Origin of the sequence: Exiguobacterium sp. s129, assembly GCF_018617585.1 — a bacterium.
Classification (GTDB): Bacteria; Bacillota; Bacilli; order Exiguobacteriales; family Exiguobacteriaceae; genus Exiguobacterium; species Exiguobacterium aestuarii_A.
Window position 1 is genome coordinate 52,469 of the sequence record NZ_JACSKL010000003.1, and the last position, 15,260, is coordinate 67,728.

Annotated in this window: 17 protein-coding genes; 2 read left to right on the forward strand and 15 right to left on the reverse strand. The window is 46.1% G+C overall.

The window, feature by feature from the left end:
- Nucleotides 1-41: 41 nt before the first annotated feature.
- Nucleotides 42-293, reverse strand: a complete 252-nt coding sequence (locus KNO92_RS04815; RefSeq protein WP_214691944.1) for a hypothetical protein — start codon at nt 291-293, stop codon at nt 42-44.
- Nucleotides 294-388: 95 nt separating this feature from the next.
- On the opposite strand from KNO92_RS04815, the gene KNO92_RS04820 reads away from it, so the two are divergent.
- Nucleotides 389-676 (forward strand): hypothetical protein, encoded by a 288-nt coding sequence (locus KNO92_RS04820; protein ID WP_214691937.1) that lies wholly within the window; start codon nt 389-391, stop codon nt 674-676.
- 33 nt (nt 677-709) lie between these two features.
- On the opposite strand, the gene KNO92_RS04825 is transcribed toward KNO92_RS04820, so the two are convergent.
- From KNO92_RS04825 to recU, 8 genes are all read right to left on the reverse strand, one after another.
- Nucleotides 710-1,285 (reverse strand): NERD domain-containing protein, encoded by a 576-nt coding sequence (locus KNO92_RS04825; protein ID WP_214760299.1) that lies wholly within the window; start codon nt 1,283-1,285, stop codon nt 710-712.
- 19 nt (nt 1,286-1,304) lie between these two features.
- Nucleotides 1,305-1,601, reverse strand: coding sequence for a cell division regulator GpsB (gene gpsB, locus KNO92_RS04830; protein WP_214691933.1), 297 nt, complete (start codon nt 1,599-1,601; stop codon nt 1,305-1,307).
- 4 nt (nt 1,602-1,605) lie between these two features.
- The gene (locus KNO92_RS04835) at nt 1,606-2,151 is read right to left on the reverse strand and encodes an SLOG family protein (protein WP_214691931.1); all 546 of its coding nucleotides are present in this window, start codon (nt 2,149-2,151) and stop codon (nt 1,606-1,608) included.
- Nucleotides 2,148-3,311, reverse strand: coding sequence for a ribonuclease H-like domain-containing protein (locus tag KNO92_RS04840; protein WP_214760301.1), 1,164 nt, complete (start codon nt 3,309-3,311; stop codon nt 2,148-2,150). Before KNO92_RS04840 ends, KNO92_RS04835 begins: the two co-directional genes overlap by 4 nt.
- Complete coding sequence (locus tag KNO92_RS04845) at nt 3,308-5,557, reverse strand: DEAD/DEAH box helicase (protein WP_214691927.1); 2,250 nt, start codon at nt 5,555-5,557, stop codon at nt 3,308-3,310. The genes KNO92_RS04840 and KNO92_RS04845 overlap by 4 nt, the downstream gene beginning before the upstream one ends.
- A gap of 16 nt (nt 5,558-5,573) precedes the next feature.
- The gene (locus KNO92_RS04850; protein ID WP_214691926.1) at nt 5,574-6,134 is read right to left on the reverse strand and encodes a hypothetical protein; all 561 of its coding nucleotides are present in this window, start codon (nt 6,132-6,134) and stop codon (nt 5,574-5,576) included.
- An 80-nt stretch (nt 6,135-6,214) separates the two neighbouring features.
- Nucleotides 6,215-8,860 (reverse strand): transglycosylase domain-containing protein, encoded by a 2,646-nt coding sequence (locus KNO92_RS04855; RefSeq protein ID WP_214691923.1) that lies wholly within the window; start codon nt 8,858-8,860, stop codon nt 6,215-6,217.
- 20 nt (nt 8,861-8,880) lie between these two features.
- The gene (gene recU / locus KNO92_RS04860) at nt 8,881-9,507 is read right to left on the reverse strand and encodes a Holliday junction resolvase RecU (protein ID WP_214691921.1); all 627 of its coding nucleotides are present in this window, start codon (nt 9,505-9,507) and stop codon (nt 8,881-8,883) included.
- Between the two features lie 357 nt (nt 9,508-9,864).
- Between recU and KNO92_RS04865 the strand changes: the two genes are divergently transcribed.
- Complete coding sequence (locus tag KNO92_RS04865; protein WP_198930015.1) at nt 9,865-10,716, forward strand: DUF3800 domain-containing protein; 852 nt, start codon at nt 9,865-9,867, stop codon at nt 10,714-10,716.
- A 38-nt stretch (nt 10,717-10,754) separates the two neighbouring features.
- On the opposite strand, the gene nth is transcribed toward KNO92_RS04865, so the two are convergent.
- From nth to KNO92_RS04895, 6 genes are all read right to left on the reverse strand, one after another.
- Nucleotides 10,755-11,414 (reverse strand): endonuclease III, encoded by a 660-nt coding sequence (nth, locus tag KNO92_RS04870; protein ID WP_214691920.1) that lies wholly within the window; start codon nt 11,412-11,414, stop codon nt 10,755-10,757.
- Nucleotides 11,414-11,998, reverse strand: a complete 585-nt coding sequence (locus KNO92_RS04875; RefSeq protein ID WP_074034606.1) for a DnaD domain-containing protein — start codon at nt 11,996-11,998, stop codon at nt 11,414-11,416. The genes nth and KNO92_RS04875 overlap by 1 nt, the downstream gene beginning before the upstream one ends.
- Before the next feature lie 62 nt (nt 11,999-12,060).
- Entirely contained in the window at nt 12,061-13,362 is a 1,302-nt protein-coding gene (gene asnS / locus KNO92_RS04880) for an asparagine--tRNA ligase (RefSeq protein ID WP_214691918.1), read from the reverse strand.
- A 20-nt stretch (nt 13,363-13,382) separates the two neighbouring features.
- Nucleotides 13,383-14,570 (reverse strand): pyridoxal phosphate-dependent aminotransferase, encoded by a 1,188-nt coding sequence (locus KNO92_RS04885; RefSeq protein WP_214691916.1) that lies wholly within the window; start codon nt 14,568-14,570, stop codon nt 13,383-13,385.
- Between the two features lie 20 nt (nt 14,571-14,590).
- A complete protein-coding gene (locus KNO92_RS04890) occupies nt 14,591-15,076 on the reverse strand; it encodes a hypothetical protein (protein ID WP_214691914.1) in 486 nt (161 codons plus the stop codon).
- Entirely contained in the window at nt 15,073-15,258 is a 186-nt protein-coding gene (locus tag KNO92_RS04895; protein ID WP_015881492.1) for a YpmA family protein, read from the reverse strand. The genes KNO92_RS04890 and KNO92_RS04895 overlap by 4 nt, the downstream gene beginning before the upstream one ends.
- Nucleotides 15,259-15,260 lie beyond the last annotated feature (2 nt).

Here is a 15,260-nt window from a genome sequence, read left to right on the forward strand (position 1 = left end):
AATGGAGAGCCTCACCGAATTGGTGAAGCTCTCCATGTCATTTACTCTTCAACATTTACATACAGAATACCTGGTTTTGAGAGCGTCAAGTCATAGAATGCTTCGAACGCTTCGATATCTTCTAGCTTGCGAAAGTCAATCTTGTCCGTCTCTTCGTTCGGGATGGCAACGATAATCCCTTCCTCTGTCGACTTGATCATGCCCGTTTGTCCATTGTGAATGCGAATATAGAGAACTTGTTGATCTTCAAGAAGCGAGATAGCCTCTCGTCTTGATTGAATCGGTTTTTTCATATAATCCCCTCTTTTCCATTTTAGTATAACGTTCAGTTCGTATTGCTTTCAACTCGCCACCCTATTAAACTTGTGTAAAGAAGGGGTTGAATGCGTTGGAAACATTATTCATCATTGTGCTTGCCATCTTGTTCGTCATTTTAGTGACGATTCGGACGATTCGGAACTTAAAATGGATTCGCTTCGGTGAAGCGTTCGGGAAACAAGGGGAAGAACTTCTAGGTGACTATCATTACCTGACAGAACAGGGAATCACTTGTCGCATCGAGCAAGGACTTCCGACCGGAAAGTTATTAAAGCCGCTCGCGAAAAACTTAGACGACCGTGTCGCACTATTCGTTCATCGAGATGATGCGGCAAAGGCAAGAGAACTCTTAAAATAAGAAGAAGGCCAAATCAAATATTTGGCCTTCTTCTTATTTATGTACTTGTCGTTCAGAACAATAGTAGGCGATTTGTTTAACGAGCGGTTCTGTCAACGTCTCAAGATTTGTTTTGCTGATGACCTGATTGACGAATGCGAAAGAGTCACCACAATTTGCCTTGACCCGCTTAAGCTTCAACTGTTCCGTCTCGGGGAAAATTAAGAAAGAATAGACCGGAATCGCTTGCCCACACTCCTTTTTAAACCGTGCCCGCACTTGTTTCGTCATTCGCTCTAGCTCCGTGAGAGGATGTGGGTAGATATGCTTCCATCCCATAGACGTCTCCGTCCGACACTCGCGATTTGTTAAATGGACAGGGGCTGGAGTTCGATTCAATTGAATCAAGAATACACCTTTCGGTCCGACGAGCACGTAATGTACGAGATCCTCGCCAAACTCGACTTGTTCAATCATCATCCAATCAAATCGACAGGTGTGTCTGATGTTTTCGACGAGACGATCTGTATAGCTTGTCGGTGCTTTCATCACTTCTTCTTTCGTTCGAAACAGCTTTCTTGTTTGTTGTTTAACGGGTTGTTTCTCCGTAGCCGTTAACACTTGCAACATTCACTCCACCCCCTATTCCTTATTCGCTTGGCCCCACTTGCTTTCCGAAGACTGCTTTTTCAAGATTTGAAATACGACGCAACATATCATAGTTCGACGCAACGGGTTGCGCTGGTTTTGTAGGTTCTGCCACTGGTGCCGATTCGCGACGCAATGAATCATTTTCTTTCTGAAGCCGTTCGATTTCTTTCGCCATCTTTTCATAATCGCGGATGACGACATCTAAAAATTGATCGACTTCTTCTTGCGAGTAGCCTCGTAATGCCGTTTTAAATTCTTGTTTATAAATTGCTTCTGCCGTTAATTCGGTTTGCATTGTATCACTCCCATTGTTGTTCCCATTGTTTTTCTTCCTCAATGACACGTAAATCTTCCTGTGTGATGAGGAAGACCTCCATATTCGGCTTTCGCCGAGCCCCTTCGACTAGAAAACGGGGACTTCCCTCCGTTTCTTCGTCATACAAGGTAATCAATCCTTCTGCTTTATCTAAAAAGAATGCAGTTTTTGCGCGTAATTGACTCGGATCCTCATATGGACGTTGCGTCAACGGTTCAAAGAAATCTGCTTCGAGTTGAAGTTGAACAAACAATTCTTGTTCGAACGGTTTATAGCGTTCGTCCATATTTAAGAACGGAGGAAATACCGCAATTTTAATCGGATATGTTTCTCTTAACTCTAACAATACTTGTCCGGCCCATAATTCACAACCGTTCGTTCCACTAAAGATGAACCATTCAGCACCTAATTCAATGACTTCCAGGATTTTTTTTCGGTAAGCTTCTTGAATGATGTCGATCCCCGGATGGTCCGCTTTGAAAATTCCAAGTTCATGGGGACGATATCCTGTGACGGCTACAACTTTCATAATCGCTTCCTTTCTAGACGGGCAAGCCGATGTTCGAGCTCTGCCTTCTCGCGATTAACGGTTTGACGCAAAACGGTGCGCTTTTGCTCGAGTAGATTGATCGCACGTTCCGTGTAATCAATCGCAAGTGCGACGTCCTTCTGCTTATGCTCTGCGTACTTGGCGAGCTCCACGTACCCTTCAATCGTATGCAACGATTCAAAGAGCGGGATTGCTTGCTCCATACGACCTGTTCGTTTCAATAAGAGCGCTTGCCGCATGACCGCTCGCTTCGAAGGGTCAGATAGCTGTTCGAATTCTTTAAGCGCCTGCTCCTGCTCCCCTAGGTCATGCAACCAATGCGCACGCTCTTCTCCGAAATCGGTCTCAGGAGTCATGACGAGTTGACTGAGTCGCGTGTAAAGAGAGACGAGGCTCAAACAATCCGCATGATGGTGCTCAAGGACCGGCATGAGAATCTCAGGGTTGCGCTCTTTGACGTACTGAAAATAATGCATCGGAGCTAAAAATCCAGGTAGATCGTCCGTCCGTCCGTGACCGAAATACGTTTCGACCGCTTTGAGCGACACCGATTCTAACCTCGGTTTCAACAATCGTCTTGCCGCATGCAATAGATCGACATGACCGACGGAAGGCAATGCTCTTACCCGTGATTTGACAAACGTATGTCTCGTTTTGATTTGTGGCCAGTCAAAAGACTTTCCATTATAGGTGACGAACCGTACCTCATCCCCGATGTCCTGTAGAAAATGATAGTAAAAAGCAGTCTCAAAGGCAGGATGAGGCAAGACATACTGAATCATTTCAAGCTGTTCCGCACGAATCCGTGCAAATCCGATTAAGAAAATCGACGTCCCGGACCCACGTAATCCGGTCGTCTCTGTATCCATAAATAAGACTTGATCCGGTTTTAAGTCGACCGCGAAAAACGGATGTTCCGTTTTCTGCATCATTCGTCTGGCGTCTCCGAACGCATAGTCGTGATAAATCTCATCAAGCGGATAGGTGTTTCGGATTCGTACACACCATTCTCCTTCGAACGTTAAAATTTCCCCACCTTGTTCAGTCCATTTCTGTTGTTCCACTTCATCAGGTGAGGTGACGCGCGGGCGTTCGACAGGTTCTTTCGTTTTAATCAATCTTGATAATTTTGCTTTCATAACGATCCTTTCAAAGCTTGTAACTGACGGATGACTTGATGCTTGAAGTCTCCATATCCAATCATACCGACACAGCGAGGGCATCCACTCTCACAAGGACAATCCGATACCGTCCGCTCTGCTGCCTCGAGCACCATGTCTGCATCTTTATAGAGCGCCTCACTGAGACCGATGCCACCCGGATAACGGTCATATAAATAGACGGTCGGTTTATTCGTATGAGTCGACTTCATTTGAATGGTTGTAAATAAATCGAGCGTATCACACATGAGATAGAGTGGGGCAAGCCGTCTGAATAAGTCACTGACCGCTTCGAGTTGGTCTTCAAGATCTGCCTCTGAATAAGCAAAACGTTCATCTAATGTGAACCATGTCGCCGTCGTATGCAGTTCTCGTTCCGGAAGATGAATCGGGCCTGACCCAATATTCTCATGCGTACCGAATTTGATTTTTTTAAAGAGCGTGGCCATCGCTATGACCGACACTTCACCAAACGTTTTTGCACCATCCGTTTTGTTCTCTTCGAGCACTTTTAATTCTACTGCCAGATTCGCATCCGTATAGTAGTCGACATCGACGCGACGGACGAACGCCTTCTTCTCTTCAAAGTCTAATTTCTCGACTTGATACTGTTCAGCTCCGTGTAAATAAATGGCTTCATCGTGTAACAAAGTCATCGCGCTGAACGTATCCATTTCACCGATTACTTGATGCTTAGCGGTTTGGTCGACGATGACGACATTCTCTTGGTCGCTCGTCCGAAGGGAGATATCATGCGCCGGGAATGAATCGGTCATCCAATAGTATTTATTCGCTCGTTCGTGTAGCACTTGTGCGTCTGTCAGGAAATCTAAAATATCCTCCGTGTCGACCGTTCCGAAGCGCTCTCCTTTTTGAAAAGGTAGTTCAAATGCAGCACACTTCATGTGATCGACTAAAATGATCAAGTTGTTCGGGTCAAGACGAGCTGCTTCTGGCGAACGGTCTAAAATCATGTCCGGCTGTTCGACGACGAGCTGATCAAGAGAGGAAGACGATGCGACGAATACGACAAGTGATTCGGAATGACGACGACCGGCACGACCTGCTTGTTGCCAGAGTGAAGCGACGGTTCCAGGATATCCATTGAGGACACATGCTTGCAATTGACCGATATCGACGCCGAGTTCTAACGCGTTCGTCGATACGACTGCTTTGATTTCGCCATTTCGTAAGCGCCGTTCAATCTCGCGACGTTCAGACGGAAGATAACCTCCTCGATAACCGACGATTGACTTTGGTCCGAGTTCTCGTCGTGTCAGTTCTTGTAAATACGTCAGAAGCACCTCGACTCGGACACGTGAACGTGCGAAGACGATGGTCTGGATGTTCGCTTCCACGAGCTTCGACGCGATTCGTTTCGTCTCAAGCGTTGCACTTCTTCGGATTCCGAGCGCCTCATTGACGACAGGAGGATTGTAGAAGACGAGGTGTTTCTTCCCTTGTGGCGCCCCGTTCCGGTCAATCAACACGACTTCTTCTTCCGTCAATAACTCGGCGAGTTCTCGCGGGTTGGCAATCGTCGCAGAAGTCATAATCCATTTTGGGTGACTCCCATAATAGGCACAAATTCGTTTCAAGCGACGAAATACGTTGGCCACGTGACTGCCAAACACGCCACGATACGTGTGCAGCTCATCGACGACGATGTATTCTAAGTTTTCAAATAGACGAATCCATTTCGTATGGTGCGGTAAAATACCGGAATGTAACATATCCGGATTGGTGATGACGATATTCCCCGCATCCCTGACTTTCGTTCGGGCAGCGGGAGACGTATCCCCATCATACGTGAAGCATCGTAAATTCCCTTCAAGTGCCTCGACCATCTCCATCAAGTCACTATTTTGGTCCTGGGCGAGCGCTTTTGTCGGGTATAGATAAAGTGCACGAGCTGTCGGTTTTTCAATCATTTTTGAAAGTACCGGTAAGTTATAACACAATGTTTTCCCTGATGCGGTAGGGGTCACAATGACGGTCGAATGACCGGCAGCCGTTTGTTTCACAGCCTCAGCTTGGTGCGTATACAGTTGCTCAATTCCCCGATTTTTCAACACGTTCGTCAACTGTTCCGGTACTTGCTCTGGAATGGGTGCATATTGTGCCGGACGTGCATCGACTGTATGCCAGTGACGAACGTTTTTGGCAAAGCTCGGGTCTTCTTTTAATTCTTGAATCATCTCTTCGACGGAGCGTGATTTTCGCATCAGTTCACCTTCTTTTTTATGAGTTCGAAGGTGCAAGTTCGACTACGGTTTGTCGGATCGATTGAATCCGTTCATCTCGTATCATTCTCGATACAGCGGGCATTTTTAAAATGGTCATGTGTTGAAACGTATCAGCCACATGTGCATTCTCTTCTTCGAGGCGGATGAGCGCGTCTGAAAATAGACGTTGTGTCGATCGACCGAATAAGACAATGGTATGTAGCTTCGTACATTTCGAATGAACCGCTAATAGATGTTTGGCGTAGCGTTGCACCGTTTTATAATAATCTTCGTCTGTCGATAACTGTTGACGGTTGCCACGAAGTAAGTCTGGATAGTAGGATTCTTCACCCGTGAACATCGTTTCGACTCCGATTCGTTTTAAGTAAGAATGTCCAATCGCTTCAGCGACGGTTTGATCTTGGATGAGACGTCCGAGTGGAATCGACTCTTTTAATAACAGATGGGAAAGCTTTAATCCGAGATGTCCACTGAGCGGTACGCCGAAATCGTCGTCTTGCAGTCGATCCATAACAAATAACACTTTCATCTTTCGCTTTAAAGAGAGTTGAACCATGTGTCACCATCCTGTTCCCTTTCTTTTCATTATAACAAAGTCATACGAAAAACAGGGCGCACAATGTCGCCCTGCCTTCCTTAGTTATTTCCGTTATTCGAATTGCCGTTCCCACGTTCCGTGGCTGGCGATTCATTATTCGATTGACCTTCTAGCGGAGCACCTGGATCTTCTCCATCCGTCGGTTGGTCTGTTCCTTCATCCGTACCTTCATCGGTCGCTGGCTCATCAGGATTTTGTTCCTCAGTGGTATCTTCATCGTTTCCGTTGCCGTTTCCGTTACCATTGTTACTATTGTTCCCGTTACCGTTGTTCTCGTCCGATGGGTTGTCTTCGTTATTCTCTTCGTCAGAAGGACTTTCTTCTTCCTCATCCTTCGGTTCTTCTTTTGGTTCAATGGAGTAACTTGCTTGTGCCGGGGCAGATTGCTGTTCACCCGTCAATGGGTTTGTCGCCTTTGCGACGATGGTGAACGTTGTGTCCCCTTCAGCCAAGTTCGAAATATCAATACTCGTCTCTCCCGTCGTACCGACGACTTGTTCACCGCCTTCGGCTGACTGTTGCGTCACGGTGAATGAGATGTCTGAGTAACCATCTGCTTGTGCGCCATCAAAATCGTATGACCATGAGACAGATCCTGCTTGTGAATCTTCATCATAGTTGACGCTTGCGCCTGTTGGAGCAGTCAATTTCTCAGGTTGAAGATCTTTTGGCTTCGTCCCTTTTACATAAAGTTCATTCCCGAGAGACAAGACAGAGTCTGGACGTTGGAAGCGGTCTGGTTGACCTGAAACATTCGCTGCCTCTAGCATCATATAGTCAAAATAGTATTGGGCATAGTCAGGTTTAAACAGTGCTTCAGTCTCTTCATTTGATACGGATTTACCTGTCCAAACAGAAATTGAATAATCTGTTGAATACCCTGTGAACCATTTATCTTTCGGAATGACTCGTTCAGAACCTTTTACTTCTTCATTCGTTGTCCCTGTTTTTCCTGCGACATCGAAAGAGAATGGGTCTGGTACATACGTTCCGTCAGAGGCACTTACGACATCACGTAGCATATCTGTCAACATGTATGCCGTATAGTCTTCCATCGCCTGTTTCGCTTTGACTGGCGAGTTGATGCTCGAACCGTCATTGAACTCAATCTTTTGTATCAAATGCGGTTTCGTATACATCCCATTTGTACCGAGCGCCGCATAGGCTGCTGCCATTTGCGTCGTACTCGCCTCTGCTGTACCAAGCGTGTTTGATTCAAGTAATTCATCACCAGCATATACCGGTTCGATTCCAACATTCTTTACAAACGATTCAATCGCCTCTTGACCATACTCATCCCGAACTTCTTGGAAGGCACGAACTGCTGGCGTGTTCGCTGAAATCTTCAAATATTGACGCATCGTATTTGGTCCACGGAAACCTTGATAATAGTTATTCGGTTTAAATTTCCCTTCAAGTTGTGCATCAAGCAATACTTTTCCGGTCGACCATTGTCCGTTCTCAATTCCCGGACCGTAGTCGAAGAACGGCTTCGCCGTTGATCCAATTTGATACTTCTCGTTTGAATAGTCACGGTACGTCGTATCACCTTGTTTTGCTTGCTGACTATCAACAATCGCGACAATCTCGCCCGTCTTCGTATTCAGTACGGTCGCACCCATTCGGAGCTGTTCCGGGAAATTATCTACCATCGTACCGGTACTATTCGATTTGATTTCACTATTGATTTTCGTGTGCAATTCTTTATTGATTGACGTATATACTTTTAGACCTGTTCCGTAAATGTCTGACTGTTCAAGTCCGAAGTCATCTTCTAGCTCTTTAAGCACTCGTGAATAAATCGCACGTGTGAACGCCTCTTCTTCCGTCTCTTCACCAGGTGAAATGACGTCAGCGATGGCAACTTCGAGCGCTTCGTTATACTGTTCTTCCGAAATGTGGCCGTCTCGCTTCATCGCAGACAAGACTTGTTCTTGGCGATAACGCGTCAACTCTTGGTCACCATTGATTGGATCGTATGCACTTGGACGTTGCGGAAGACCTGCAAGGATTGCCGCTTCTTGATAGTTGACCTCAGAGACCGGCTTGTTGAAGTAGCGCTTCGATGCGGTTTGTACACCGTATCCACCACTACCATAGTAGTTTTTATTTAAATACATCTCTAAAATCTGTTCTTTCGTATACTCACGTTCAAGTTTGAGCGCGAGCCACTGCTCTTGAAGCTTACGCTTCAACTTCTTGTCTGTTGAAAGAAACGACTGTTTCACTAACTGCTGCGTGATGGTTGACCCACCTTCTGCACCGAAACCGTCAGTCAAGTTGGCCACGACTGCGCCACCGATCCGACGTAAGTCGATTCCGTTGTGCTCATAGAAACGACGGTCCTCAATCGAGACGACCGCTTGTTGCATTACTTCTGAAATATCGTCGATGGAGACGTATTCCCGAATTTGACCGGCTCCTTCGAGCGGTTCACCTTCAGCCGAGATTAGCTGAATCGGATACGTATCGACGAGTTTTTCTTCGTCAAGCTCCGGTGCCGTTGCAATCGCATATACGGTATATGCCCCGAATGCGATGACTGCTGCAATAAATAATAAGAAACCTAATAAAAAGATGCGTTTCCACATCGGCTTTTTACTCTTCGTCTTTGGTTGTTTGCCAGTTTTTTTGCGTTTATTCGTCGTCGAATCTTGTCGACGTGCGACCCTACTTCGCTCCATTCATGGTTCACTCCTTCTATTCAATCGAGCCATTGATCGAGCACCGCCAAATAGTCAATCGACGGCAAGGCTCTCGTCGGAACTTCAATCGCTTCCTCTTCGATAAAACGAAGTGGAATTGACTTGCGTCCCGTCAATCGTTGTTCCCACCACTGAACAAGTTGTTCCGTGGTCAATACATATTGCGTATTATAGCGACTAAAGCGGATGATGACAAAACAAATCCCTCCATGGCGTTCGCACTCGCGCATGTGTTCAATCTGGTGCTCGTGAAAGTTGCCGAGCGGAAACGATGTCTTATTATTCGTTTCTTTCGCTTCAAAGTCAATGTACTTACCGCGATACACCCCGTTATAGTCAGTCGTGGATGCCTGTTTGAAATAGGCTTCCGTCACTTTGGCTGCACTTCGCTTTGGGTAGTCGACTTTGACGATTTGTAACGGTGTCGGTTTTTTATGGATGACGGCTCGTTGATGGATTCGATAAAATTCATTCGTTTCATTCAACAATGTCTCCAAATTCATTCCGCGATTCGCATAGGTTGGAGAATTCGATGGTTGTTTCGAAATTCCTTCTTCCTTTGGTGCCTTTGTCACTTTTGCTTTTTTACCGTTTGGATAATGGAACAATGTCGTCACCCCATACATACATATTAACAGGTCGGTCCACTCGTTCCTTCCGTCTCAGGTCTGATTGTCGACTTCTGTCGGTCGACACTTGTGTGGATTTACCGCAACACATATCGTACCAAACTCCCGTATGTTAAACTAGTATGTAAGCGATTGTGTATCCAAATTGAAAAGCTCTCGTCACGTAAGACTTGATTGTTTTCCTATGATAATAGCACCTCTTCTGTTTAACCAAGATTGTACATCGATAAACCTAATTGATGTCATTCTTAAAAAAAGTGTGCAATACCTGTGCAATTGATTGACCGAATCATCATTCGGAAATAAAATAGAATGCTTAAAGACATTACTGTTAAGCCGTTTTGGAGGGATTGGATGGAAAGTGGAAAGAAGTATGTCATGTTCGTCGACGAAACAGGTACACCGAAAGGAAACACACAGTTCAATTTGACTGGTGTTCTGATGGAGTACAAATATTCAATCGATGCGGATGAAACTGGAATGCCATGTGAATTGAAGCGACGTCTTCACGCGTTCAAGCGAGATGTTTTTAAAACCGAGCAAATCCCGCTTCATTTAAAAGAAATCTTAAAGGCCGAGCATCCTTATGGGAAAGAAGATGGCATCACGATCGACATGTTGCGTGATTTTTGGGACAAGTTACCTGATTTTTTGCGAGGAATCGATTGTACAATCGTCAGTGTTGAAGTCGATAAACAAAAACTACATGACTTTTATTCGACGCCAAAAGATCCGTATGTAGTCGCCTTCGCCCACTTGATGAAGTCGTTCTATGCGTTCTTAGAGGAAACAGAGGCGGTCAGTGCACGCGTCGTCCTCGAATCACGAGATGATTACCAGAACTTACTCATTCAAAAAGCATTTTTTGATATTTTCAACTCGGGCACGGTCCATCTAGATGTCGAAAAGAGTCGTCAAAAAATCAAAGGATTCATCTTCTCTGAGAAGCAGAACACGATGTATCAATCCGGTTTAGAAATCGCCGACCTCGTCTGTCTCCCACTTTCACGTGTCCGTCGAGGTGTGATTGAGGTAAAACCACGGTTCGTCCATTATGGGGACGAGAACCGAATCTTTAAAGCGATCAAGGACAAAATTTACATTCGTAAAGAAAGTCCAGACCAAGATTTCCGCAACTGGGGCTTCAAAAAGGTACCCATCACGAAAAAGCGTCGTGAGTGGAGCGACCATCCTTGGAATCATTAACACAAAAATGCATCGACACACATGTGCCGATGCATTTTTTATGTCGTGACTTTCGCGGATTTCATTCGTTTCTTTCCTTCCCGACACATATGAAGAAGCGGGCACGTCTCACAGGCAGGTCTCTGGGCTTTACAATGATAGCGTCCGAAGAAAATAAATTGATGATGGAGTTGTGACCACTCCTCGCGTGGGAACTTCTTCATCAACGTATCCTCGACTTGTCGAACGTTATCTTTCCAGCGGCAAATGCCAAGACGCTTCGACACCCGCTCGACGTGGGTATCGACCGCAAAGGCCGGTTCATGGAACGCGACCGACAGGACCACGTTGGCCGTTTTACGACCGACACCTGGAAGGGCCTCAAGTGATGCCCGGTCCGACGGCACGATGCCGCCATGCTCGTTCACGATTTTTTCAGAAAGTGCCTTCACGTTCTTCGCTTTGTTCCGATACAATCCAATGCGTTTGATTAACGCCTCAATCTCCGAAACGTCTGCCGCAGCCATTGCTTCGACTGTCGGAAACGCTTCAAATAAGCCCGGTGTCACCTTGTTGACGAGGGCATCCGTCGCTTGGGCAGAGAGCGCGACGGCGACCACTAATTCGAATGGATTTTGATGCGTCAATTCGCAATGCGCATCCGGGAACATTTGCCTCATCGTATCAGACACTTCTTGTAACTGGACTTTCGTCAACATCATTTATTCCTCCGTTGATATTCCACGACATCCTCAAGCGTCTCGACTTGATGGTCCTGCCAGACGCGTAAAATTTTATCCATGTATTTGAAGTTACGAACATTCCGAAGTTTCGCTTCGCGTAACGCGGCCATGATCAGTTCTTCGCTGAAATTATCTTCCGTCATCCATCCGACGATTTGTTCAATTTCAAACGGAGTGATTGTGCCAAATTCTCGTTCGAACGTATGGATGATATTTTCATTCAGCGTCTGTTGCGGTGCGATTTTTTCTTCTCCTTGTAACGCCTCAAATAACGGTAATAGACTATATCGCTCGCTATTCCCTGACGCGTCAATGGCAATCAATTCTTTTTGCAACAAGCCGAGTAACACAGAACGCGCCTCATTCTCAGAGACGTTCAACCGTTTCCCTAATTCGCTTGGGAGTGGCATGACGATGCCTTCCCCCGTCATTTCAAGAAGATGGACGATGAGACTGAATTCGACAGGCGATAAGTCGAGTCGTCTAGCGTCAGTGAACAGTTTGCGCGGAATAACGACCGGACTTTGCTCGAATAATTGAATCAATTGATGTGCATCCATGTCGCACTTCCTTTCTAAGACACATCAATCGGGGAGGACATGACGTCTTCCCCGATTAATCGTTAAGGGTGGATTCGGTTTAATAAACGTGGGAATGGAATGGCTTCACGGATATGCTCGATTCCACTGATCCATGCAACCGTACGCTCAAGTCCGAGTCCGAAACCAGAGTGCGGGACCGAACCGTATTGACGAAGTTCGAGATACCAGTCGTATGCATCCGTTTCATCAAGACCTTCTTTGATGATCTCTTCTTTTAGACGATCGTAATCATCTTCACGTTGTGATCCCCCGATGATTTCTCCATATCCTTCTGGTGCAATCAAGTCTGCACAAAGAACGAGCTCAGGATTCTCAGGGTCCACTTTCATGTAGAACGGTTTGATTTCTTTTGGCCAGTGCGTGATGAAGACTGGCTGGTCGTGTGCGTTAGCAATCGCCGTCTCATGCGGTGCACCGAAATCGTCGCCGTATTCGATATCGTCGAATCCTTCTGTTTTCAAGAATTTGATTGCATCTTCATAACGGACACGTGGGAAAGGTGCTTTCACTTGTGCCAACTTCTCAAGGTCACGTCCAAGGAATTCAAGTTCATCCTTACAGTTCTCAAGCGCGGATTGTGCGATGTATGAGACGTATTGCTCTTGAATCTCAAGGTTCATGTCGTGATCGAAGAATGCCATCTCTGGCTCGATCATCCAGAACTCAATCAAGTGACGACGTGTTTTTGATTTTTCTGCACGGAAAGTCGGTCCGAACGAGAATACTTTACCGAGTGCCATTGCAGCGGCTTCCATATACAACTGGCCCGTCTGTGAGAGGTAAGCGGATTGACCGAAGTAGTCAGTCTCGAACAACTCTGTCGTCCCCTCAGGTGCACTGCTCGTAAGGATTGGCGGATCGATTTTGACGAATCCTTCTTTATTAAAGAATTCATACGTCGCACGAATGATTTCGTTACGCACTTTCATAATCGCGTGTTGGCGACGTGAACGGAGCCATAAGTGACGGTTATCCATCAAGAATTCTGTTCCATGTTCTTTCGGTGTGATTGGGTAATCCACTGACTCTGCAATCACTTCTACATCTGTCACTTCTAATTCAAATCCGAGTGGTGTGCGTCCACCATCCGACTTGACGTTACCTGTCACCCAGACAGAAGTCTCTTGTGTCACACCTTTAGCAAGAGTGAACAATTCTTCAGAGACGTCAGCCTTTACGACGACCGCTTGTGCAAATCCGCTACCGTCACGTAGTTGAAGGAAGGCAATTTTCCCGCTAGAACGTTTGTTGGCAATCCAAGCTCCGACGCGGACCGTCTGTCCTTCGTAGTCTTTAAATTGGTTAATCGAAATTGTTGTCATGTTCATTTCCATCCTTTCGCTTATCGAGCGCGCTTCGTAATGAAGTCTTCTACTCGATCGAGCGCTTCTAATACGCGTTTTAATTCTGTTGCATATGATAATCGTACGTAGTCTTCCTGTCCAAAACCAGAACCTGGAACAAGTGCCACGTTTGCCTCTTCAAGTACTGCCTCGCACCAAGCATCGACTGTGTCGTATCCACTCTCAGTCGCGGCAACTTTCGCATTGGCATATAAGTAAAATGCACCTTGTGGCTTCAAGCAAGTGATTCCTGGAATTTGTTCGAGACGGTTGTAAACGATGTCGAGTCGCTCTTCAAATGACTGACGCATCATCTCTACATCATCCTGTGATCCATTGTATGCCTCAACCGCTGCCGCCTGAGCGACAGATGTCGGGTTTGATGTGGAGTGAGACGCTAAGTTTGTCATCGCGCTGATGATTGTCGCATCGCCCACGGCATATCCGATTCGCCACCCTGTCATCGCATGAGACTTTGAGACACCGTTGATGATGATCGTACGTTCACGCATATTCGGTAATGTCGCAATCGATACGAATTCAGCGTCACCGTAAATCAACTTCTCATAAATTTCATCGCTCACGACGAGAAGATTATATCGAAGAACAACATCAGCGAGTGCCTGTAACTCTTCTTTCGTGTAAATCATTCCTGTCGGGTTGGAAGGACTGTTCAAAATGACTGCCTTCGTACGATCTGTAATCGCACGTTCGAGCAGTTCAGGTGTCAATTTGAAGGATGTGTCTTCATTTGTATCGACATATACAGGTTCACCGTCAGCGAGTTTGATTTGCTCTGGATAACTGACCCAGTAAGGTGTCGGGACGATGACTTCGTCACCTTCATCTAAAATCGCTTGGAACAATGCGTAAAGCGCATGCTTTGCACCTGAAGCGACCATGACTTCATTGCGCTCAAACGTCAGTTGGCTGTCTCGCTTCGTTTTTTCGATAATCGCATCCTTCAACGCGACAGTTCCGCCCGAAGGTGTATATTTCGTATCGCCATCACGAGCCGCTTGACACGCAGCATCGATGATTCGTTCCGGTGTATTGAAATCAGGCTCACCTGCGCCGAGTCCAATGACATCTTTGCCCGACGCCTTGAGCGCCTTGGCTTTAGCTGTAATCGCTAATGTTGTCGATGGCGTGAGTTGTTTCACTCGTTTCGCTAATAGATGTTCCATCATTATCCCCCTCTAATTCGTCACATTTGATCGGTCAATTGGACGCGTCGAATAAACTCTCCAGTCTGTAACGTGTAATACGAATACGTATAAGATGCGTCTGCCTTTGTGACCACTTCGACGAGCGCTCTCTCGTCGAATCCGTACTTACAACTGATGAGTTGTCCGCCTGTATCTTCGACAGAACGAGCGCAGACGTCATTCGCATTCACTTCACCAATTTCACGTTGTTCAATTTCGAACTCGTCATCGAGTGGAACGAACCAAATCGAGTCTCCGTCCTCTTCCTGAAAAACGACGTATGCCTCTGTCCCATTGAACAGCTCTCCTTGTCCCACTTGAACGTCTGGCGATTCCTCGTTCAATCGAATCAAGGCTTCCTCGATGAGTTGTTCCTTTTGATTTTCTGTGTGTCCAATCGTGAATCGATACATCACGCTAAAGACAAGGACGACACCGAGCAGTGCCGCCAGTAACGAGACGATCCATTTTGTTTTTCTGGTCATTCTGTACGATAGATGGTGAAGACCATCTCTTCCTTCTTCGGATCGTTCACTTTCTTCTCAAGCGAAAGGCCGAACATCAAATCTTGACTTTTTAACGTCCGATTCAATAAATCGACAATCTTATAAACGTCCGCCGTCGGTTCGATGCGCACACTCGCAAGCGTCTCAATATTCGAATTCATGT

Bases quoted from the DNA above. Each gene is read 5' to 3' on its own strand.
- KNO92_RS04895 (WP_015881492.1), bottom strand. From the start codon at position 15,258: ATGAATTCGAATATTGAGACGCTTGCGAGTGTGCGCATCGAACCGACG.
- KNO92_RS04840 (WP_214760301.1), bottom strand. From the start codon at position 3,311: ATGAAAGCAAAATTATCAAGATTGATTAAAACGAAAGAACCTGTCGAA.
- KNO92_RS04825 (WP_214760299.1), bottom strand. From the start codon at position 1,285: ATGTTGCAAGTGTTAACGGCTACGGAGAAACAACCCGTTAAACAACAA.
- KNO92_RS04885 (WP_214691916.1), bottom strand. From the start codon at position 14,570: ATGGAACATCTATTAGCGAAACGAGTGAAACAACTCACGCCATCGACA.
- KNO92_RS04835 (WP_214691931.1), bottom strand. From the start codon at position 2,151: ATGAAAGTTGTAGCCGTCACAGGATATCGTCCCCATGAACTTGGAATT.
- KNO92_RS04850 (WP_214691926.1), bottom strand. From the start codon at position 6,134: ATGGTTCAACTCTCTTTAAAGCGAAAGATGAAAGTGTTATTTGTTATG.
- gpsB (WP_214691933.1), bottom strand. From the start codon at position 1,601: ATGCAAACCGAATTAACGGCAGAAGCAATTTATAAACAAGAATTTAAA.
- KNO92_RS04845 (WP_214691927.1), bottom strand. From the start codon at position 5,557: ATGCGAAAATCACGCTCCGTCGAAGAGATGATTCAAGAATTAAAAGAA.
- nth (WP_214691920.1), bottom strand. From the start codon at position 11,414: ATGTTGACGAAAGTCCAGTTACAAGAAGTGTCTGATACGATGAGGCAA.
- KNO92_RS04855 (WP_214691923.1), bottom strand. From the start codon at position 8,860: ATGGAGCGAAGTAGGGTCGCACGTCGACAAGATTCGACGACGAATAAA.
- KNO92_RS04865 (WP_198930015.1), top strand. From the start codon at position 9,865: ATGGAAAGTGGAAAGAAGTATGTCATGTTCGTCGACGAAACAGGTACA.
- KNO92_RS04890 (WP_214691914.1), bottom strand. From the start codon at position 15,076: ATGACCAGAAAAACAAAATGGATCGTCTCGTTACTGGCGGCACTGCTC.
- asnS (WP_214691918.1), bottom strand. From the start codon at position 13,362: ATGACAACAATTTCGATTAACCAATTTAAAGACTACGAAGGACAGACG.
- recU (WP_214691921.1), bottom strand. From the start codon at position 9,507: ATGTATGGGGTGACGACATTGTTCCATTATCCAAACGGTAAAAAAGCA.
- KNO92_RS04875 (WP_074034606.1), bottom strand. From the start codon at position 11,998: ATGGATGCACATCAATTGATTCAATTATTCGAGCAAAGTCCGGTCGTT.
- KNO92_RS04815 (WP_214691944.1), bottom strand. From the start codon at position 293: ATGAAAAAACCGATTCAATCAAGACGAGAGGCTATCTCGCTTCTTGAA.